General features: G+C 37.3%; 15 protein-coding genes. 8 read left to right on the top strand and 7 right to left on the bottom strand.

The window, feature by feature from the left end; genetic code table 11:
- The first annotated feature begins 78 nt into the window (after positions 1 to 78).
- On the top strand, positions 79 to 1,050 hold the full coding sequence (locus NU09_RS01410) for a phosphotransferase (RefSeq protein ID WP_129749459.1): 972 nt from the start codon (positions 79 to 81) through the stop codon (positions 1,048 to 1,050).
- Positions 1,051 to 1,061: 11 nt separating this feature from the next.
- Here the strand turns inward: NU09_RS01410 and NU09_RS01405 are convergent, their stop codons facing one another.
- Positions 1,062 to 2,150 carry a hypothetical protein gene (locus NU09_RS01405; protein WP_129749458.1) on the bottom strand — a complete coding sequence of 363 codons (1,089 nt, stop codon included), beginning with the start codon at positions 2,148 to 2,150 and terminating at the stop codon, positions 1,062 to 1,064.
- 98 nt (positions 2,151 to 2,248) lie between these two features.
- Between NU09_RS01405 and NU09_RS01400 the strand changes: the two genes are divergently transcribed.
- From NU09_RS01400 to NU09_RS01390, 3 genes are all read left to right on the top strand, one after another.
- The gene (locus tag NU09_RS01400; protein ID WP_129749457.1) at positions 2,249 to 3,187 is read left to right on the top strand and encodes a helix-turn-helix domain-containing protein; all 939 of its coding nucleotides are present in this window, start codon (positions 2,249 to 2,251) and stop codon (positions 3,185 to 3,187) included.
- 110 nt (positions 3,188 to 3,297) lie between these two features.
- Positions 3,298 to 4,062: an SDR family NAD(P)-dependent oxidoreductase gene (locus NU09_RS01395; protein WP_129749456.1), complete on the top strand. Its 765-nt coding sequence runs from the start codon at positions 3,298 to 3,300 to the stop codon at positions 4,060 to 4,062.
- A 103-nt stretch (positions 4,063 to 4,165) separates the two neighbouring features.
- Positions 4,166 to 4,765, top strand: a complete 600-nt coding sequence (locus tag NU09_RS01390) for a nucleosidase (protein WP_129749455.1) — start codon at positions 4,166 to 4,168, stop codon at positions 4,763 to 4,765.
- Between the two features lie 61 nt (positions 4,766 to 4,826).
- Here the strand turns inward: NU09_RS01390 and NU09_RS01385 are convergent, their stop codons facing one another.
- The 6 genes from NU09_RS01385 to NU09_RS01360 all read right to left on the bottom strand — a co-directional run bounded on the left by NU09_RS01385 (position 4,827) and on the right by NU09_RS01360 (position 14,302).
- Entirely contained in the window at positions 4,827 to 6,854 is a 2,028-nt protein-coding gene (locus NU09_RS01385; RefSeq protein ID WP_129749454.1) for a glycoside hydrolase family 97 protein, read from the bottom strand.
- Between the two features lie 21 nt (positions 6,855 to 6,875).
- Complete coding sequence (locus tag NU09_RS01380; protein ID WP_129749453.1) at positions 6,876 to 8,129, bottom strand: glycoside hydrolase family 71/99-like protein; 1,254 nt, start codon at positions 8,127 to 8,129, stop codon at positions 6,876 to 6,878.
- Positions 8,130 to 8,209: 80 nt separating this feature from the next.
- A complete protein-coding gene (locus NU09_RS01375) occupies positions 8,210 to 9,709 on the bottom strand; it encodes a RagB/SusD family nutrient uptake outer membrane protein (RefSeq protein WP_129749452.1) in 1,500 nt (499 codons plus the stop codon).
- 29 nt (positions 9,710 to 9,738) lie between these two features.
- Positions 9,739 to 12,669, bottom strand: coding sequence for a SusC/RagA family TonB-linked outer membrane protein (locus NU09_RS01370; protein ID WP_129749451.1), 2,931 nt, complete (start codon positions 12,667 to 12,669; stop codon positions 9,739 to 9,741).
- 30 nt (positions 12,670 to 12,699) lie between these two features.
- Positions 12,700 to 13,776, bottom strand: coding sequence for a hypothetical protein (locus tag NU09_RS01365; RefSeq protein WP_129749450.1), 1,077 nt, complete (start codon positions 13,774 to 13,776; stop codon positions 12,700 to 12,702).
- Positions 13,777 to 13,783: 7 nt separating this feature from the next.
- Complete coding sequence (locus tag NU09_RS01360; RefSeq protein WP_129749449.1) at positions 13,784 to 14,302, bottom strand: DUF5004 domain-containing protein; 519 nt, start codon at positions 14,300 to 14,302, stop codon at positions 13,784 to 13,786.
- A 424-nt stretch (positions 14,303 to 14,726) separates the two neighbouring features.
- On the opposite strand from NU09_RS01360, the gene NU09_RS01355 reads away from it, so the two are divergent.
- The 4 genes from NU09_RS01355 to NU09_RS01340 all read left to right on the top strand — a co-directional run bounded on the left by NU09_RS01355 (position 14,727) and on the right by NU09_RS01340 (position 21,413).
- Complete coding sequence (locus NU09_RS01355) at positions 14,727 to 16,328, top strand: DUF6377 domain-containing protein (RefSeq protein WP_129749448.1); 1,602 nt, start codon at positions 14,727 to 14,729, stop codon at positions 16,326 to 16,328.
- Between the two features lie 117 nt (positions 16,329 to 16,445).
- The gene (locus tag NU09_RS01350; RefSeq protein ID WP_129749447.1) at positions 16,446 to 17,759 is read left to right on the top strand and encodes an APC family permease; all 1,314 of its coding nucleotides are present in this window, start codon (positions 16,446 to 16,448) and stop codon (positions 17,757 to 17,759) included.
- A 206-nt stretch (positions 17,760 to 17,965) separates the two neighbouring features.
- Complete coding sequence (locus tag NU09_RS01345) at positions 17,966 to 19,249, top strand: hypothetical protein (RefSeq protein ID WP_129749446.1); 1,284 nt, start codon at positions 17,966 to 17,968, stop codon at positions 19,247 to 19,249.
- Between the two features lie 175 nt (positions 19,250 to 19,424).
- Entirely contained in the window at positions 19,425 to 21,413 is a 1,989-nt protein-coding gene (locus NU09_RS01340) for an alpha/beta hydrolase family protein (protein ID WP_129749445.1), read from the top strand.
- The last annotated feature ends 59 nt before the right edge of the window (positions 21,414 to 21,472 follow it).

The following is a 21,472-nucleotide window of genomic DNA, read 5'->3' as shown; positions in this document are numbered from 1 at the left end:
TATAGAAATGTGAAAATGATAAAAAGCAGCTTAAAACATATTAATCCTTATTTTTGCTTCCCTTTCAATTAAACAACCATGAAAACCTTCCCTGTAACAAGATCAATACTGAGTGCAAAAGAGCTTGGAGAATTTATAACATCTCAGTACAACTTAGAACAAAGCACTCAATGTTCACTTTTTAGGACAGGGATGAATCACACCTATATGCTATCTGGGAATAGTGATAAACATGTACTCAGGTCATATTGCCATAATTGGCGTTCTAAACAGGAAATTGAAGAGGAAATCACCCTGCTTTTATCATTAAAAGAAAATAAGCTGAACATATCCTACCCTATACCGGACAAAACAGGAAGTTACATTCAGAAAATAAACGCTCCCGAAGGGATTCGCTATGCAGTAGTTTTTTCTTTTGCAGAAGGAGGAAAAGTGCGCTTTATTGATGAAGACACCTGCCATTACATTGGTACAATTATGGGTAAATTCCATCTGGCGGCGGAAAACAAAACTGTAAACCGAATACATTATAACAGCCAGACCCTTGTAGACCTTCCCTATCAGTATGCCAATGCGTTTTTTAGTAATGAGTTACCAGAGATGGAATACCTAAAGGCACTCGGAGAAGAAATAAAAGAGACCTTCAATAAAGTTCATCTTAAAGAAGGGATAGTGCATTTGGATATGTGGTATGATAACATGGCTATTACCGACAAAAAGGAAGTAACCGTTTTTGATTTCGACTTTTTTGGCAACGGCCCGCTTATACTTGATGTTGCCTATTTCTGCAAACATCTCTTCATTATAGAGGCAGATAAGGGCATTTATAACAAAAAAGCTAAGGCCTTTATAAACGGCTATCAAAGTATAAATCCGCTTTCACAACAGGAACTGGATATCATTCCGTATGCAGCTGCAGCCGTTTTTATTTTTTACTTGGGAGTACAATCTCAACGTTTTGACTGGTCTAATATTTTCCTGTCGGAAAACTACCTTAAAATGTATGTAGGCAGGATTCAAAGCTGGATGGAATATCATACAACAAAATAAGAGCTTTAATCTTACTCAAACTTAGGTGGAGTGATTTTTTTGTCAGTATATAAGTCCTTATTTGAATTATCAAACCAAAAGTCTAAAATATTTGTTTCAACACCATCGAAAGGCTCTATCTTAAAAACATGGGTTGTAAATTCTTCATCAAAGGGTGCTAAAAGTCCTAACTTAGTAGCAGCATCACCTAAAACGACATAATCTGGCGTCATAACATTTTCAACTCTACTGATTATACTGTCATTAAAAGGAAGATCTGTTTGAATATCTAATCCTACTCTATATATAAAAGAACTACATACTTCATAATAAACATATTCATTAGTATCATGTTTATGCATCCAAATATGATTATTCATAATAATTGTTGAATCAATATATTGTTCAAGAGTTGCAGTACGATTTGAGGTACTTTCTCTATAAACTTTAATAGATATTGGCTCTAAAGTTATATCCAACACTAAATTAATAGTTCCATCACTTGACATTGCAATAGCTAACAAATCCTGCTCCTGAATAATTTTATCTAAACTTGTAAAATATGAATAGCATATTGATTTAAGTTTTTTAGTACCTTGAAAATTCCAAAGAGAACCTTTGTAATATGATGAATTCTCAATTAAAACTTTGATATCAGGTAATGTATGATGATAAAGTTTTATATAAGGTGTTTCATCTATAATTTTCCCACAACCTGTAGAATATTCTAATAAATCATCGGGGCCATAAATTTCACATTGAAAAAGATTTGATTGATCAGGAAAATTTTTTACATGCCCTTTTTTAGAAAAAACAATTCTGAGGGTATGCCCAAAAGCAATATCAACATCAACTATACCCATTATTTCTTCAGAAGAAAACTTAGACAAGTGATTGGGTAAAAAAGAATAAAATTGAAACCACAAAAAAGTATCTTCTGCAGTTTTAATGTATATGAGATCTGGAATTATTACAGAGAACATATTATTATGCACTAATTTACACTTAAAAAAACCTTCATAGATTTTATTGCCACCACCTTTTTCTCCTCTATTGTTATTATAAATATGATAATTATTAAACTCTAGTCTATCATATTTTTTATTCACTGTGAACTTCATTTTTTTATATAAAAATACAATAAAACATTTTAAACAAATATTAATCAAAATAAAAATAAAACATTTACTACCTTTGAATTTTGCAAAAAACGGTAGTTATGAAAAACATTAACAACACCTCACTTGAAGAATTTTATAGAGAAGCCGCAAACTTTACAGGAAGAGATATTGCCTCCCTTTTACCTCCCGGTATTAGTAAAGAAGTAGGCCACTTTAATGTGTTTGATATTTCGGAAACAATAAAGGAAGTGAAGAAAAAAAACGTGATGCCTTATAACAGGAGAGCCTATTATAAAATAAGCCTGATTAGGGGAAAGAACCGCGCTGAGTATGCGGACAAGGTAATTAACATAGAAAAAAACGCACTGCTGTTTGCCACACCAAAAGTACCCTATCACTGGTATCCGCTGGATGAAAATCAGGGAGGACTATTTTGTGTATTTACCGATGAGTTCCTTATTAAAAACAAAAGTGGCATAGTGCTGGACGAACTCCCAATCTTTAAATCGGGAGGATATCCTGTTTTTGAAATCGACGACGAAATGGCCGATGAAATTCAACTGGTTTTAAGGAAGATGCAGAAAGAAATTGCTTCCGACTATGAATTTAAATACGACTTGCTTCGCAATTACCTGATAGAGCTTATTCATTACGGACAAAAGCTTCAGCCTGCTACTGTTTTGCGTTCTGAACAAAATGCTTCGGGCCGAATCATAGCACTTTTTATAGAACTGTTGGAACGCCAGTTCCCTATAGAATCTCCTAACCAAAAACTACAGTTACGCACTGCAAAAGAATATGCCGAAAGGCTTGCCATACATGTAAACCACCTCAACAAGGTATTAAAAGAAAGTACAGGCAAAACCACTACCGATATTATAACCGGACGCATTTTACAGGAGGCAAAAATACTTTTAAAGCAAACCGACTGGAATGTATCTGAAATTGCCGATAGTCTGGGCTTTGAGGAAGTAGCACATTTTTCTAACTTCTTTAAAAAACAGACCGCATTAGCTCCACTTTCTTTCCGTTCCTGATAGCGATATTTGAATTTTGCAAATAACCGATTGATGTTTGCAAACCTCAAGATGACTTTCTGTCTGAACTTTGTACCATAAAATAATAACAACTAAAAATTGATTAAAAAATGGATACATTAAACAAAATAGCTTTAGTTACAGGCGGAAGTCGCGGGTTAGGTAGAAATATGGCAATAAGCCTTGCAAAGAAAGGAATTGACGTTATACTTACTTACCACAGCAACAAACAACAGGCTGATGAAGTGGTAGAAGAGATTAAAGCAATTGGACAAAAAGCAATTGCATATCAGTTAAACACTGCCGACACAAAAAGCTTTGACCCTTTCTTAAAACAAGTTACCGAACATCTTAAGGAGCATACAGGAAGTACTAACTTCGATTTCCTTATAAACAATGCGGGAACTGCGCTTTATTCTCCTTTTGCAGAAACTACCGAAGAACAGGTAGACGACATCTTTAACATTCACTACAAAGGTGTTTTCTTCCTTACGCAAAAATCCCTACCATATCTTAATAATGGCGGACGTATTATAAATATCTCATCAGGCTTAGCGCGTTTCTCTTTCCCCGGTTCATCTGCCTACGGATCTATGAAAGGTGCCATAGAAGTACTTACAAGGTATTTAGCTAAAGAATTAGGTCCACGCGGTATTGCAGCAAACATTGTTGCTCCGGGAGCTATAGAAACCGATTTTGGTGGCGGACACGTAAGAGACAACAAAGAAGTTAACGCTCAGGTTGCAAGCGTAACGGCTTTAGGCCGCGTAGGCTTACCGGAAGATATTGGCGGAGTGGTTGCCTTCCTATGTTCTGAAGAAGGACGTTGGATTAATGGTCAGCGTATTGAAGTATCGGGAGGTATGATGCTTTAAAAACACAATATATCTAATAAAAAAGGCCAGACAATTGTCTGGCCTTTCTGTTTAAAAACAGGTTTATTTTTTTGGCTTAAATTTGCAGAAATTTAGATTATTCATGTCTGTTATAAATTACCCTAATTTAACTACCCAAGCAGGATTACTGGAAAATCCATTATATGTTTTCGCTTTAGAATCGGAAGCAACTCATGAGTTTGCCGATGTAAGCCCTCTTTTTGTAGGCATTGGTAAACTTAATGCCATGTACAATCTTATGAAGCGCATTCATGAGGAAAAACCCAGCATAATAATAAACTTAGGATCGGCGGGAAGCACTTCACATAAACGCGGTGAAGTGGTTTGCTGTACCGGATTTGTGCAAAGGGACATGGATGTTACCGCATTAGGGTTTGAAAAGTACCAAACTCCTTTTTCCGTACATAAACCGATATTGGAATACGGCATCAGTATTGATAATTTACCTCACGGAATTTGCGGTACAGGCGACAGTTTTGTAATGGATCATAATACCGAAGATTACAATGTAATTGACATGGAAGCCTATCCTTTAGCTCTTATAGCAAAACAGGAAAACATACCTTTCCTTTGTCTTAAATATATTTCTGACGGAGCAGACGGCACGGCTGCAACCGACTGGCCGGAGATGGTTAAACTGGCAGGTAGTGCCTTAAAAAAAACTATTACTTCTATACTATAAAAAAAGCGGGGCCTCCACTCCCCGCTTTAACTAAAACATAATCACAAATACAAGTCTATATCTACCTGTTTATTTTTAATGGTGTTATTCTTATTGCAGTACCTCCGCCCGGAGCAAGCTTCATGTCTAATGTCATGGTACTGTTAACCGTTTTCTTTTCTATAACTACCGGATACGGGTTTGTCTTGTAATTTGCTCCTTCACCATCTGCATATATTTCTGCTTCATAAGCCGTACCTTTTTCAAGGAAATCTAAAGGAATATTTAGTTCTCTTGCATCACTATTGGTTATCGAACCTAAGTACCAGTCGTTACTATTTCTGTCTTTACGTGCAATAGTTACATATTCCCCTATTTTAGAATCAAGCACTTTGGTTTCCTCCCAATTGCATGGTACATCTTTTATAAACTGAAAAGCAGGCTTGCCTTCATAATTTTCAGGCAGGTCTGAAGCCATTTGCAGCGGACTGAAAATAACCACATACAAAGCCAATTGCTTAGCTACGGTAGTTTGTACCATGGCATTGTTAGGTGTTTTATAATCGAAATTAAAATTACCCGGAGTAAAGTCAAACGGACCGGCAAGCAGTCTTGTAAAAGGCATAATTGTAGTATGCTCAGGAGTATTACCTCCATCTGCCGACCATGCATTATACTCCTGCCCTCTTGCCCCTTCCTGAGCCATAAGGTTAGGATAGGTACGCCATAATCCTGTACCTTTTACAGGCTCATGGTTATCTATCATAATACGGTGTTTGGCAGCTGTTTCTATTACTTTTCTGTAATGGCGAACACCATACTGTCCGTCGTGCCATTCTTTCTTATCCAGATACTTGTTTACATATCCGGTTTTAACCGAATTTACACCCACTTTATTATATAGGTTGTAAGCATCTTCAAGCTGACTTTCATAGTGACTTGCTGCCCCGGCAGTTTCATGATGCCCTATAAGCCTCACGTTTTTCTCTGCGGCATATCTTGTTATTTCTTCCAGATCAAAATCAGGATAAGGCTTTACAAAGCTAAATGCAGTACCATCTGCAGTCCAGTCTCCGTCCCATCCTTCATTCCATCCTTCCACAAGCACACCGTCAAAACCATTTGCTGCGGCAAAATCTATATATTTTTTGGTATTTTCTGTTGTAGCACCATGTTTTTCACCCTGTCCCCAAGTATATTTTTCAAGATGCATGCCCCACCATATACCAACATACTTGGTAGGTGTAATCCATGAAGTATCTTCAATCTTACAAGGTTCATTAAGGTTCAGTGTTAATGCAGATGTAGCTAAATCTCCCGCCTTATTACCTACCATAATAGTTCTCCATGGTGTTACAAAAGGAGTTTGTGCATATACCTTTACACCATCGGCCCATGGAACCAGTTCACTCTTGTAAGTGTTACCCTGAGTCTTTAACAAAGTCATGGATGCAAAGTCTGTTAAATTAGCCTCGTGTACAGCAACGAACAGGCTGTCCCTGGTTTCAAAAGTAGCCGGCGTGTTAATGGTGTCTGTCTTACTCATAGGAGTTTTACGATAAAAACTCTCATAGTAGCTGTTCTCCCCATGAACAGGAATCCACCACACATCATTATCAAAAGGGAAAGTAAATTGTGTAACCTCGTTAGAAATCTTAACCTTGTCAAGATTAGGCTGTTTAGGAAACGAATACCTAAAACCTACTCCGTCATTAAAAACCCTGAAAACAATATCCATTAAACGGCCAGCCCCTTTAGATTCCTTTAAATGAACAATAAGCTCGTTATGGTTGTCTTCAACCGTTTTAAATTCGCCCCAAGGCTGTTCCCATGATTGTTTTACCGTATTTTGTTCGGTATTAACTACCTCAAAACCTTCGGTCATTTTATCTGTATCCTGAAATTCAAACCCCATTAAGGAAGGTTCAATCACTTTTTTCCCGTTAAAGGAAAAACTATACTCAGGCTGTCCTGTTTCTGTTAGTTTAAAAACCAACTCGTTGTTGTTACCCGGTGATGCTATTGTATATACTTTTTCTTCTGTACCACAGGAAAAAACCAATACCGAAGCAACAGCTGTAAGGCACAACCTGTATAATTTATTTTTCATTATCTGCATTAATTACAATTATTACTGGATTTCGTTTAATAGCGCTATCGCTTTATCGGCTTGCATTGAAACAAAATAACTGAATGCTTTATCAAGCTTTTTCTGAATATCAGGATTGCCTTTATACTCTTTTCTTAAATCGTAAAGTTTACTTATTTCAGTAAAAACATTTCCTGTGTTTTGCACCCCTGCAAATGTTTTTACTTTTTGAATGTAGTTGTAGCCAAACTCTGCCGTTGGCTCAAACATAGTACCTTCTCCAAAGTCATTCCATGTTATCAGCTGCAGGTAATTAAGATTAGCGTTTTGTGCCATGCTTAATGTTTCATCTAGTATAGCCCCGTTATTATGATCTATGGTCCAGCCAATAACTGTAGAAGTACCGCCTTCTGCATAAAAATCATGAAACCCCGGATAAGCACTACCCATAGCCACATCCAGGTTAGGAAGGTTATTTACATAAAAATTATTAAGGTTTGCATTGTTTTCATACACCCATGCATACTCTCCCGAAGCATTTGAACCAGCCTCTGCCGACTCATTCCATAAGGTAAGGAAAGTAGGCTTTGTACTCAGGTTACTGAAAGCACTGGTCCACTGATCTGGTGTTTGCAGCACTATAGGACCAAAGTTTAAAAGCAAAGGCTTATTATTTATTTTGATATAAGTATCATCATTAAAATAATTGCTTTGCATGTAGCCCAAATCTGTTTTGGCAGCTCCTGTTACGGTAGGTGCCAACCCTGCATTCACAATATCATTTAAAAACCTGTCTTCATACACAATGGCATACTGCAGTCCAACCTCATCGAGCATATCGATAATCTGTTCGGAGTTTTCTTTTAATGCCTTAAAGTCATTTAAATCAAAAGTCCCATACCAGTCAATCAAAATACCATCTACTCCTGCGTACTTCATCAGCAGTAAATGGTTTTCAATAACATCTTTATCGCCCGAATGATACGGTCCGATTAGCGGATAGTAATGTGAAGCTATTTCCCTGTGCCCGTTTGCATCAACATTGTCAGGGTTTTTATTAGCCATTGTCCAGTGGTAACCCCACTGGTTATTGCCACTGCTCTCCTTGGTTTCAAACCAGGGCATATAGTGCATATAAATTTTTGTAGCATTTGTTTTAGTTACTGCTACAGGATCTATGGTTTCCTCCTGCGGAGTATCCTGAGATCCTGAATCGTCTTTACTGCAGCTACCGCAGCTAAAGGCAATACCAAAATTTACAGCCCCTATTAATAATATTGTAAAATACCTGTTCATCAAATCTTTTTTTATTAAGCTTAAAAGATGCCGGCCTTCCACGACTAACCCAAACATGGAAGACCGGCAACTAACACAAATTAGTAGCCCGGGTTTTGTACCAGATTGGCATTGGTATTCACCACTGTTTCCGGTATAGGGAAAATAGCTCTGTATGGCTCTGTAGTCCCCAGTTCCCATCCAGGCTGGAAGAAAGTACCGAATCTGATGTTATCGGTTCTTCTTCTTCCCTCAAAAAGGAATTCTCTTAAAAGTTCTTTATCTATAAAGTCTAAATCTATTGTACCCGGTGTATCAACACCTGCACGAGATCTTACCTGCTCTACAAATGGCTGTGCAAGTCCCGGAGAACCTAAACGTACATAACATTCTGCCTGCATCATAAGAATTTCTGAATAACGGATAACCACAAGGTCGTGATCTCTCTCCCAGGTCTCACCCGGTTTCATTTCATATTTTCCTAAACGGATACCTACATTTTGAGTAGAGTTTGTAAAATCAGGAATATCCTCTGTATAAATAAGCGGTTCTCCGCTATCCATAATAATAACCGAACCGGTAGCAAGATTGATTTGCTCACCTTCAACCATAGCGTTTCGTCTTATGTCGCCTTCTTCAAAACTTGAGTAAACACCCGGTTCTGCAGACATACCATTTGCACTCCAGGGATAGTCTCCAGTTGGCGAAATAGTAAACCTGTGAAGGTAATGGCAGCTCATAGAGCTCATATAGTTACCTACTGTACCTGCTGTATGATCATAAGGAATAGCAAATATTATCTCTCCTGATGTCTGATTTTCTGTAGCAAAGTTTCCAAAGTAGTCTACATTTAAAGAATAGCCTGAAATATTCTGGCACATATCTATACAATCCTGCCAACGGGCCACACCAATAAATGCCTCTGAATTAAGATATAGCCTTGCCAGTAAAGAATAAGCTACATTTTTAGTAAACTTAGAGTATACAATTTCTGATTTAAGGTGCGGAAGTGCATCTAAAAGCTCCGATTCCACAAAGTCATACACTTCCTGACGTGTTGAGTTTGAAGGTAAGTTCTGGTCTTCAAAATCAGTAACAATAGGCACATTACCAAACATGTCTAATAACATGTAGTAATAATAAGCCCTAACTGCTCTTAGCTCTGCATAGATAGGAGTTTTAGCCTCATCCGTTAAGCCTGACTTATCTATCTGGTAAATAATAGAGTTCACTTTTGCGATACCCGCATAGCAATAACGCCATGCAGAAAGTATCATACCGTCACTTGGTTGCCATGTATGGGTTTGTGCTCTTTGCCATTGCCCGCCATCAAACCAGTCGGTACCTCTTGTTGGGATTACGGTTTCGTCTGAACTTACTGCATTAAGGAAAAACACATATTCGCTACCCGGAAATGAGTTTGAAATTCCGTCGCTAAAACCTCGTAATGAAGAATAAGCTCCACCTACCAGGGCCTCCACCTCACTTGGAGTAGTTCCAAAGTTATCATCCTTAACTCTGTCATACAGATCTTCATCAAGATCTGTACAAGACAGTGCAAAAAGCGAAGTAAGGAATAATGCTGTTATTTTAATTTTCATTAGTTTAAAATTTAAGGTTATCAAATCGCTTATTCAGCAAGTGTGAAATTAAGACCTATTGAAAAAGTTCTTGGCCTTGGATAGTTGTTAAACCTGTCTATACCCGGATTTGCAAGACCAGTAAGGTTTACTTCAGGGTCTGTACCATCATAATTTGTAAACACAGCAAGGTTTTCACCCATTACATATACTCTTAGTTTAGAACCAATATTCTCAAATGGTATAGTATAGCCTAGCGTTACATTTTGTAATCTGAAGAAAGAAGCCTTTTCAATCCAGTAGCTCGAATAGGTAGGAGCAGAATTAATACCAGAACCTACATAGCTGTCCGGTACGTTGTATGCCGGAAGCCTGTTAGGATCGTTAAGCATCATTGCTGTTGCGTTAAGTACATCCTGCCCGAACATACCGTAACCAGAAATACCTAAATCAAATTTATCGTATGTAAAATTCATTCCAAGACCCATAATAAAGTCTGGCTGAACATCTCCAATAGCTTTTTCCTCTTCACTTAAGATAAACTGTCCGTCCTCATCAAACCCAAGAAATTCCTTACCCCAAAAAGTACCTACAGGATAACCTTCTGCAATAATTTGTGAGTACTGGTTAGACATACCTGAAAGGCCGTGTAACGAACCACTGTAGATAATATCTGTTTCATAAGTCTGGTTTGAAAGTTTTTCAATAACCTGCTTGTTATGAGCAAACGTACCGTTTACACTCCATGTAAACTTATCTTTATTAATAACATCTGCATTTAATGTAAGCTCCACACCTTTGTTAGAAAGTTCACCTACGTTAGCAAGCATAGTACCCACTAAGTAAGGTGGCTGTGGTACCTGATACGTATAAAGAAGATCTTTTGTTTGTTTTGAATAATATTCAAATGAACCTGAAAGGATATTAAATAATGTAAAGTCAAGACCAATATTTAACTGACCTGTCTGTTCCCATTTAAGATCCGGATTAGGGTTTTGTGTTGGCGAATAAGCAAGGCTCCATGTCCCGGTAGCAGGGTTATAGTAACTATCCTGACCTACTCCAAGTATAGAAAGTGATTTGTATTCACCAATACCGTCCTGGTTACCTGTTACACCATATCCTACTCTTAGCTTAAGGTTACCTAACCAGTTATCTGACCAGTTCATAAAGTTTTCATCTGAAATTCTCCATGCAACCGAAGCCGAAGGGAATACACCCCATTTGTTGTTTGCACCAAAGCGGCTTGAACCGTCTCTCCTAATTGTAGCCGTAGCCATATATTTACCATCGTAAGAGTAGTTTGCCCTACCAAAGAAAGAAACAAGATTTGACTTTCCTTTATAAGAGTAAACATCACCCAAACGGTAACTGTAACCTGCACCTAAATTATTGTAACCAAATAAGTCTGTTTCAAATCCGCTGCGCTGAGCACCAAAGCCCTGATATACATTTTCAAGATAAGAGTAACCTGCCATAACATTAACGCTATGCTTATCAAACAGTTTGCTGTAAGTAAGGTAAGTTTCTATTTGGGCAGTAGTATATTCTGCATATGTTTTTTGTGCGTAACCGTTTTCAGTTCTACCTTCAAGAACTGCGTAAGAAGGCTTGTATTGATCTGCCTGTAATGCATTGTGCTCTAATGAAGTGTTTACTACGGCTTTAAAATCTTTAAATATATCTACCTCTGTTTTAAAATAACCTAATAACCTGTGTCTTCTGCTGTCTGCAGTACGGTTAGTAAGTATTTCAACCGGGTTTTCATAAAGAGTACCTCCTACAGATGTAAAATCACCGTTTTCATCATATACAGGAATTGTTGGGTTCAGGTTAAATGAACGTTCAAAAACCCTGTAATCAACCGGATTCCATTTGTCTATATTGGCCATTAAACCAACATCAAACTTAAGTTTTTTATTAAAAGCATACTGATAAGCGTTAATATTACCGCTTAATCTCTCTAAGCCTGATTTTTTGATAACACCTTCATTATCAAAATACTGAATCGAAGCTTTTAGTCCGCTTGTTTCTGTGCCTGAACTAATGCTTAAGTTATGGTTTTGAGAAACCGCAGTTTGTTGAATCTCTTTTTGCCAGTTTGTATCCCCTCCGTAATCAACCGCATCAGCAAGGTTGTTATCACGAACATAACCTCTCCATTGGTCTGCAGAAAGAAGGTCAAGATTGTTAGCTGCCTTTCCTATACCTGTAAAACCGTTGTAAACAATTGATGCACCTTTTCTGCCGCTCTTAGTGGTAATGATAATTACACCATTAGCACCTCTTGAACCGTAAATAGCAGTTGCAGAAGCATCTTTTAAAACGTCTACTGATTTTATATCATTCGGCTGAACGATATCTATATCCACACCGGCAACACCATCCACTACAATTAGCGGACTGTTACTTGCCGTTAGTGATGTACCTCCTCTTAATCTTATAGAAGAACCTGCACTTGGATCACCCGTATCCTGTACTACCGCTAAACCGGCAACTTTACCCTGAAGTACTCTTGACGTAGAAGTTATATTACCTTTTAACAGATCGTCTCCGCTTAAAGTCGAAATTGCACCTGTTAAGTCAGACTTTCTCATGGTACCATAACCTACCGAAACTACCTCAACCGCATCAAGCATTAAAGCACCTTCTTCGAGAGTTACATTTAGCGTAGAGGTATTTTGTTCCACTACTATAGTTTGTGTATCATACCCTACAAACGATATTTCAAGTGTACTGCCTACAGCAGCTTCAATAACAAACTTACCGTCTACATCTGTAGCTACACTGTTTGTTGTTCCAACCTCAATTATCGAAACGCCCGGTAAACCCATACCGGTTTTATCATTTACAGTACCAGAAATCAGCTTTTTCCCCTGGGCATACATACCCACCGAGAATAAAAGCATGAAAACCGTAAGCATCAGCAATTTATTAGCCCGTACCTGGTACAGGCCTGCTTTTGTATTTTTACTATTCATTGAAAGATTTTTTAAGTTGATTGTGAATTATTAATCCAACTGTTTAAGCGGAATAACCGAATCAGATATCGTCCTGTCAGTATTATCCTTTACCACTACATGAATTTCTGTAACATCTACATTTTGCAGTGCCGTAACCAGATTAACAAATCCTTTAATTTCGCTTACTCCCCCGGCAAACTCACCTGTAAGTTCAACAGAACCAGCAGTAATCGTATAAATAAGTGTATTTATTCCCGGCTCATTGTTAGTTCTTATTATCCCTAAAAAGTCTTTCTTGCTAATTTGTAAAGGGAAAAATTTAAATTCCGGTGGCGGTGGCGGAATAAACTCCCCGGCATAAATTACCTGATCCGGAGTTGTAGCTGCCCAATCATCCTTAACAAAAAGGAAAGCTATATTTTCCATTACATAACCATCAGGAGCACTGTAGTATTCCTGAGGTATAAGGTCCATTTTATAGATACCTCCGCCCATGTTTTTTAATCGTGTTTTCTCAACAACTTCAGGTATCCATGACTGGTACTCTACCTTAAGATCCCAAAAGTTAAGCCCGCTGTGAAAATGTACAGAAGTAGCATCTTCAAAACCTTCTGCAAGGTTAGCGTTAAACAGGATACTTACACCTTCATCGATAAGAGGTGAAGAAGGATATGATTTAAACAACTCCCCTGAACCCGGAAAATCAGAGAAAGGAGTATAACCTACATTATGCACTTCAGATTGTAGTGAACCTGTTTTGTCTTTTAAACGGAACCAAAAGCCTGCACTTGCAGCAATATCTTCGGCAGACATATTAAAGTATTCGGTTGGCGTAAGGGTAAAACTCCAAACCATATTACCTTCATAGGTAAGTTTGGCAAATTCAGATGAATTTTCCCAGTTACCTGCATCCGGTTCAGATGGCGACCATATCCATAAATAAACGTCAGATTCTGCCGCAAACGTTGTAGTGGAAAGGTCAAAAAACCAAGTCACTTCTTCGTCGTAAGCATATATTACAGGGAACGACCAAATGTCGTTTATAGACCCTGCCGCCTCCTGTGCCTTGGCAATACCCGGCAACAGCAAAAAGGCTAATATTAGTGAATGTATAATTTTTTTCATGTTAGTCTTAATTAACTGCATTTAACTTAAATGAATAGGAAACAAAAGGAGTACCTCCTGATGTCCTTACCAGCTGAATTTCCATTTGCTCATTACTGCCCGGTACAGATATTAATTTAAGCTCATCTGTAAGCGTAGTTTTTTGGGCATCACTATATAAATATATTTTTATAGCTTCACCATTTGGCTGTTGGAAAGGAGAGCTAAGCTTCCAGTAACCGTTAGGAGAAAACAATGGAGGAACATCACCCAATACCTCATAAGTTGTTGGCTGCATATTTTCGTCTACATTAAGACGTAGCTTAAAGTCTTCGTAGTTAAATAATGCACTAAGGTTTTGTTCTGATGGTTCTATGGCATTTGCCTTAGCATATTCATCAACCATCTTTAAATTCATTAATCCCCATTCGCCATCTACCTTTTCATAAATGGTAATAGGATTTACATAACTGCCATCATCCGGATCGTTACAGCCTACGGCCAGTAACCCCATGATAGCTAACCCATAAATAATTTTACTTCTCATAAATTGTTGTTTTTGTTAGGTAATCGTTACTCATGCAATAAAGAGTAATACGAAACTACCTCTTAAAAAAATCTTAAAAAAAACATTCATTAAAAATCAAGATAATTGAAAGGTATTTTTCAAAATAAATTATTATTATTCAATTGATTATATTTTTATCAATCAATAAAAAATCAAGTAGATGTTTAGATTAATTTATACTTATAAAAAGCTAATTAAATAACGATATACAAAAAATATATATTATTTATTTTCAATACTTTATTTATATTATATTTTTTTTATTGACTTGAAAATTTTTACCGTATTTTTGGCTTTCAATAATAATCTGTTAAAAAAATCTTTATTTTTTATCTTGATATTAAAGCCGTGAGCTAATGATGTGGTAGTATAACAACATTTTAAGGCTATAAAACTTCACAGAATGAAACAGCTTCTAAGCCTCTTTTTTTTGCTGACAACTTTTTCCCTTTTTGCAAAGGGCAATGACCCTATTCTTGAAAAACTGGATGCTGAACTTCAAAAAAAGGATTTCTACGTTAAAAAGAAATATACGGCTATAAAGGAATTAAAAACCCATGTGGAGAAGTTTATCCTTAGCAAAGATGAAAGAGCTTTATATACCACCTATATGTCATTGTTTAATGAATACAGATCATTTAAATATGATTCGGCATACTACTATATTGAAGAGGCTAAGGATGTAGCACTAAAATTAAAAGACCCTGAGCTTTTGGCTAAAACCAAAATAAAGGAAGGATTTGTTTTGTTATCATCAGGACTATTTAAAGAAGCGATAGACACCCTTTCAAGCATTAAAAACACAGAAAGACTTGATCTAAAAACACAATATGAATATTTCTCTGTAAAAGCCCGTGCCTATTATGACCTTGCCGATTATACCCGAGACCAAAGGTATAATGTGCACTATATACAAAAAGGCACCGAATATATCAATCAGGCTATAGCGATTGCCGACACCAATACAAACGATTACTGGGCTGTAGTAAGCCTAAAGCGGATGAAACAGCAGGACCGTAAAGATGCTGAGTTTGCTTTTAGCTATTGGATAAACAACTATAAGCTTCCAGTTGAGTATTATGGCATCGCCACTTCAAGCTTAGGGTATATATATTCGGAACAAGGATTAAAGGAAAAAGGTATTTACTACCTCACATTGGCAGCGATAGCAGATATTAAAAATGCCACAAAGGAAACTGTTGCATTACGTAATCTTGCTAATGAGCTTTTCAAGACAGGTGAACTTGAAAAAGCTAATAAATACATTAATCTGGCAATGGATGATGCTACTTTTTATGATGCCAGACACCGTAAAATTGAAATTTCTTCCATACTGCCTATTATAGAAAAAGCACAGCTCAATAAAATTAAGGATAAGAATGATACCCTTGAAAATATTGTAATATTGCTGGCAGTACTTGCGGCTATCATTATAGTATTCCTAGTAATTATTTTCAGGCAGCTAAAAGAAAGGAATGCTTCCCGAAAAGCAATGGCAGAATCCTATACCAAACTAAAGGAGATGAACGTAAGCCTTAGTGAAGCCAATATTATAAAAGAAGAATATATCGCCTACTTTATTAAAGCTACATCAGACTTTATCAATAAAATTGACCATTTACAGAAAAGTACGATTCAAAAGATTATATCTAAAAAGACCGACGAAGTTATTACCAGCCTTAAGCGTTATAATGTAAAAAAGGAAAGGGAAAACCTTTTTCATCACTTTGATGAGATTTTCCTAAGGTTATTCCCCACTTTTATAGAGGATTTTAATGCCCTTTTTCCTGATAATCATAAAACCATCATTAAGAAGGGAGAACTACTGAACACCGAAATGCGTTTGTTTGCCTTGTATAGACTGGGTATACAGGACAGTACACAAATTGCCGACTTCCTTGAGCTTTCGGTTTCAACAGTGTATACCTACAAGACCCGTATAAAAAGTAAATCACACAACAAAGATGAGTTTGAAGATAAGATAATGACCATCAAAACCATATAACCTGAGCATTACTCAGGTTTTTTTATGCTTTCATTATACAAGCTTTAAGCTAAAATTAATGTTATCTCTCTTACAAAGACCTAACTTTGTTATACTTACCTCAAAAATTTACCTTACATGGGATTACAATCTAAAACCAAAAACCTTGGTCTGGCAGAACTAATAGCAATTGCTTTAGGAGGAATGGTAGGCGGAGGAATCTTTACTATCCTTGGTGTATCCGTATCAATAATAGGCAATGTTACACCTGTAGCTATTATCATAGGAGGTATTATAGCTTCATTGGCTGCCTACTCGTATGTAAAACTCGGGTTATATTATAAGGACGAAGGAGCCACTTATGCCTTCTATAAAAAAACATATCCCCATAAACCTTTTTTGGCCTCGGTAATTGGATGGTTTGTTATTTTCGGATATATCAGCACACTGGCTTTATATGCTTATACTTTTTCATCCTATGCTATAAGCAGTACCGATTTTTCGGGAGATATATGGATCAGGAAAGGAATAGCCATTGGTATAATAGGAGTTTTTACCGCTATTAACCTTTGGAGCGTAAATGGTATGGGTAAAATAGAAGACATAATGGTATATACCAAACTGGTATTACTCTCCATAATATCATTTGTACTTATGAAGCATGGCGAAACAAGCTTCTCTAACTTTATAGACACTATGGCTGTTGATGCCGAAAAATCAAGTGTTCTCAATATACTGATAGTCGCCTCTGTTACTTTTGTTGCCTTTGAAGGATTTCAGCTCGTTATCAATGCCGTAAACGAAATGAAAAATCCTGACAAAAATATTCCCAGAGCAATATACAGTGCCATTGTTTTGGCCATACTTATATATGTGGTAATAGCATTAGGGGCGCTATTTGCCATTCCTGCGGAGAAAATAATTCAGAATAAGGAATATGCACTGGCAGCCGGAGCAGGTGAGGCACTGGGAAAACTGGGCAGCACCCTTGTAATTGCAGGTGCACTACTAGCAACCAGCAGCGCCATAAGTGGGACTGTTTTTGGAGCTTCCCGACAACTTGCCGCTATTGCCGACGATGGCTACTTCCCGGAAATTGTAACCAAACGTAAAAATAAAATCCCGCGAAATGCTACTCTTTTTATGGCCGTTTTTGCTTCGGTACTTATTCTTATCGGCGGGTTGGAGCTTATACTGGAATTCGGCAGCGTAACCTTCTTACTAGTCTCTTTATTAATGGCTATTGCTAATTATAAAATAAAAGACAAAACACAGTCTTCCTCTGTCTTGACACTCCTGGCTATTGGAGGATTAACCCTGGGCGGGCTGCTCATTTTATACTACGAACTTAAAAATCAGTGGCAGCAAATGGCAGCAATAGTTGTACTCTATATCCTGCTTGCAGCAGGCGCACGGTTTTACTCCCGCAGGCATAAAAAGAAACTATCATAGCGAAAAAACTAACGTTATAAATATTCACTATTTATTAATTAAATAAACGTTTTATTATTAATATTTTAATAATAGAGCCGTAAACATTAGATGGTATATTTTTATTTTATTTGAGTCTTTTACAAGCAATAACACTTTCATGAAAAGAAAATGATGATGGGGAATTGTTCTGCATTACAAGCCGAATAATTATTAAAACCATAAAAATGAAAACCACTTACTTAAAACAATTTGCAGCCCTGCTTATGGCTGGTGCAATTTGTTCGTGCTCAAACGATCTTGAGCAAAGTGCTGATGATGCTGCAACATCTCAGGACACCCAGGTTACAACTAAGGCTTTTCTCAATCTGCCTATCAGCTATGTAGACGAGAGCAGCTTTGTAAACTCATTGTCGTCTTACGGCTTCCTTGAGCCAGATGACATTAGCCTTAACCGTACCGCTACTAAAAGCGGCTACAACAGCGTTTACGGGTTTAACATTCCGGCAGCCAATCAGGTTACAGGGTTTAAATGGAACAGCGGTGACGAACAAACCGAAGAATGGCGACCACAGGGTCTTACAGGATTTAGCTACGGAGGGAAAAAATTCCTTCTTGCCACTTGGTATGGTGTAGGCCCCGGTACTATTGCAGGTATTAACAACCAACACAAAGGTGTTAGAATTGCATTAGTAGACATTACTAATATGAACAGTATTACGTATCGTCATATCCTACTTGTACAAAACAAGGCTAACATGAACAACAGCCAGTTATACAAGTCTTCTAACTCATACAATCAGTTAGATCTGTTTTGCCCTGTTACCATACATGCCGGAGGTGTAGCCTACTCTAATAACAAAATTTATGTTGTAGATACTAAACTGGGTATGCGTGTATTTGACATCAGAAAACTTATCGCAGTATCCGGCGACAGTACAAAGAGCCGTATAGGCCGTGAGAGCGACGGAACACTAAAAGCATTTGATTATGCTTATATACTTCCGCAAACAGGATATTATGACATAGATAATGCTAATCCTTACTCATGTATATCTTTAGGAACAGGAAATGATGGCGAGGCAAGACTTTGGACAGGACAATACCTAGATCAGTCTGACAACCAAATTCCTAAGATATATGGATTTGCTTTAAACTCAAACGGACAGATAATTACAAGCCAGACTGTACAGCAGCTTGAGCCTCAGGATAACGAAAGTGGCGACAACGGACCTGTTTACAGAGTACAGGGTGTATATCGAAGAGGACAAACAGGTACAAGTATACTAACAACAACAGGTAACAGCAGTTACGAAGGTTCTACTGCACGTTTAGTGCGTCACTATAGCGGTGACGGAGCCGGTACACGTTACCGTTGGCCACACGGAGCTGAGGACCTTTACTATGACAGCAGCACAGGTTACTTATGGAACCTTACAGAATATGAAACTTCTAAATACGGACAGGATAACCGTTGTGTATTTGCCGTAAGATATACCGATTACGATTAATAAATTAATTGTCTTGGTTATTTAAGTTTGGGCGGGTGTGCTTTTTATAAAGTACAACCGCTCTTTTTTACATTTAAACGAATACTATTTAACTCAAAGAGCAGTTAATGTTATAATTCAGTATATTTATAGTGAATCATTAATCAAAAATCAATCATTTAAACTGTAAGAAAAAATGAAAAAATCAATCTTAACCATTCTTGCATTTACTGTTTTAAGCAGTATTACGGCACAGGAAAAAACGGAATTGCCGGGAGACACTTCGCTCCCTTCCTCCAAACAGGAACTTGAAAAATTAGCGGCACAGGAAAAAGGCAGCTATAAATACTCTGTAGAGGATTATTTTAAGAAACCGATGCAAAGCTCTTTCCAGTTCTCGCCTAACGGTATGTATTTTTCATACATGGAAAAAGAAGACGACGGCAAAAGGCATGTGTATGTCAAAAACACTGCTACAGACAAAGTAACCCGCGTTATTGAAGAAGACAAAGACCTTATAAGAGGCTATGGTTGGGCTAACAACAACAGACTTATTTATGTAATGGACAACGGAGGTAATGAAAATTACCATCTGTTTGCTGTGGATCTTGATGGTAAAAATCAAAAAGAGCTTACTCCGTTTGATGGCGTAAGGGTTAGCGTTTTAAATAACCTGAAAGACCAGAAGGATTTTATGATCATTCAGATGAATAAGGACAATCCTGAAGTTTTTGAACCTTATAAAATAAATATCAATACCGGTGATTATGTAAAGCTTTTTGAAAACAAAGACCTATCCAACCCCATAAGCGGTTATGACTTTGACAAAGACGGAAACCTTAAGGCATATACCCAACAGCAAAATGGCACCAACTATGTCCTGTATTACAGGCTAAGTGAAAAAGAGCCGTTTAAAAAAGCTATGGAAACAACATGGAAAGACCTGTTTGGCATACTGGAATTCAATTATGCTACAGAGAATCCGCATGATGCCTATGTGCTGTCAAATCTTGAAAACAATACCAATGAAATTATACTTTATGATTTTGCCCAAGGCAAAACCATAAAGAAATTATTTGCAGATAAGACCTATGATGCTGATGGGATAGAAACATCACGCAAAAGAGGTTATGAAGTAGACTGCTATTATTATACAGGCGAAAAATCGGAAGTTATTCCCGTAAGTGAGACTTATAAAAAACTTGATAAACGATTCAAAAAAGAATTTAAAGACAAAGAGGTAAGCATTACCAATGTAACTGATGATGAGGACAAGCTGTTACTTTATGTAGGCAGTGACAAGCTTTATGGCACATACTATTTTTACGATGTTAAGAAAGATACCTTTAAAGAAATCTTTAACCTGATGCCAAATCTTAAAGAGGCAGATATGGCAGAGATGCGCCCTATTGAATTTAAATCAAGAGACGGATTGACATTACATGGTTACCTAACTATCCCTAAAGAAGCCAAAGACGGTAAGAAAGTACCCCTTATTGTTAATCCGCACGGAGGGCCATACGGACCAAGAGACACTTGGGGCTTCAACCCGGAAACACAGCTTTTTGCCAGTCGAGGATATGCAACACTTCAGGTTAACTACAGAGGATCGGGCGGATACGGAAAAGAATTCTCTCAGGCAGGAAATAAACAGATAGGCCGTAAAATGCTAGACGACCTTGAAGATGGCGTTGCTTATGTAAAATCGCTTAACATGATTGACGATAAAAAGATTGCTATATATGGAGGAAGCTATGGCGGCTTGGCCACCTTAGGAAGCCTGGTAAAAACTCCGGATCTATATACATGCGGTGTTGATTATGTAGGAGTATCCAACCTGTTTACATTCTTTAAATCGTTCCCTCCTTACTGGAAACCGTTTTTAGGACAGGTTTATGAACAATGGTATGACGAGAACTCTAAAGAAGATCAGGAAATAATGAAAAAAGTATCTCCTGCCCTTAATGTAGATAAAATTACCAAACCTCTGTTTGTAGTACAGGGCGCTAATGACCCAAGGGTAAACATCAATGAAAGCGATCAGGTAGTACAAAGCCTGAGAAAAAGAGGATTTGATGTTCCTTATATGGTAAAATATAATGAAGGCCACGGATTTGGACATGAAGAAAACAGGCTCGAACTATACAAATGCATGATGGGATTCTTTGCCAAGCATTTAAAATAATATTAAAACAAATAACAAAAAGCCGGACTTATAGTCCGGCTTTTTAATTATAAATAAAA

This window comes from Flavobacterium beibuense (assembly GCF_004151245.1).
In the GTDB taxonomy this organism is placed as follows: domain Bacteria; phylum Bacteroidota; class Bacteroidia; order Flavobacteriales; family Flavobacteriaceae; genus Flavobacterium; species Flavobacterium beibuense_A.
The sequence above is the reverse complement of the archived record's forward strand: the minus strand, read 5'-3'. Positions and strand labels throughout refer to the sequence as shown.

What these genes read in the sequence shown, in the direction of transcription:
- NU09_RS01410 (WP_129749459.1), top strand. Translation starts at nt 79, where the DNA reads ATGAAAACCTTCCCTGTAACAAGATCAATACTGAGTGCAAAAGAGCTT.
- NU09_RS01405 (WP_129749458.1), bottom strand. Translation starts at nt 2,150, where the DNA reads ATGAAGTTCACAGTGAATAAAAAATATGATAGACTAGAGTTTAATAAT.
- NU09_RS01400 (WP_129749457.1), top strand. Translation starts at nt 2,249, where the DNA reads ATGAAAAACATTAACAACACCTCACTTGAAGAATTTTATAGAGAAGCC.
- NU09_RS01395 (WP_129749456.1), top strand. Translation starts at nt 3,298, where the DNA reads ATGGATACATTAAACAAAATAGCTTTAGTTACAGGCGGAAGTCGCGGG.
- NU09_RS01390 (WP_129749455.1), top strand. Translation starts at nt 4,166, where the DNA reads ATGTCTGTTATAAATTACCCTAATTTAACTACCCAAGCAGGATTACTG.
- NU09_RS01385 (WP_129749454.1), bottom strand. Translation starts at nt 6,854, where the DNA reads ATGAAAAATAAATTATACAGGTTGTGCCTTACAGCTGTTGCTTCGGTA.
- NU09_RS01380 (WP_129749453.1), bottom strand. Translation starts at nt 8,129, where the DNA reads ATGAACAGGTATTTTACAATATTATTAATAGGGGCTGTAAATTTTGGT.
- NU09_RS01375 (WP_129749452.1), bottom strand. Translation starts at nt 9,709, where the DNA reads ATGAAAATTAAAATAACAGCATTATTCCTTACTTCGCTTTTTGCACTG.
- NU09_RS01370 (WP_129749451.1), bottom strand. Translation starts at nt 12,669, where the DNA reads ATGAATAGTAAAAATACAAAAGCAGGCCTGTACCAGGTACGGGCTAAT.
- NU09_RS01365 (WP_129749450.1), bottom strand. Translation starts at nt 13,776, where the DNA reads ATGAAAAAAATTATACATTCACTAATATTAGCCTTTTTGCTGTTGCCG.
- NU09_RS01360 (WP_129749449.1), bottom strand. Translation starts at nt 14,302, where the DNA reads ATGAGAAGTAAAATTATTTATGGGTTAGCTATCATGGGGTTACTGGCC.
- NU09_RS01355 (WP_129749448.1), top strand. Translation starts at nt 14,727, where the DNA reads ATGAAACAGCTTCTAAGCCTCTTTTTTTTGCTGACAACTTTTTCCCTT.
- NU09_RS01350 (WP_129749447.1), top strand. Translation starts at nt 16,446, where the DNA reads ATGGGATTACAATCTAAAACCAAAAACCTTGGTCTGGCAGAACTAATA.
- NU09_RS01345 (WP_129749446.1), top strand. Translation starts at nt 17,966, where the DNA reads ATGAAAACCACTTACTTAAAACAATTTGCAGCCCTGCTTATGGCTGGT.
- NU09_RS01340 (WP_129749445.1), top strand. Translation starts at nt 19,425, where the DNA reads ATGAAAAAATCAATCTTAACCATTCTTGCATTTACTGTTTTAAGCAGT.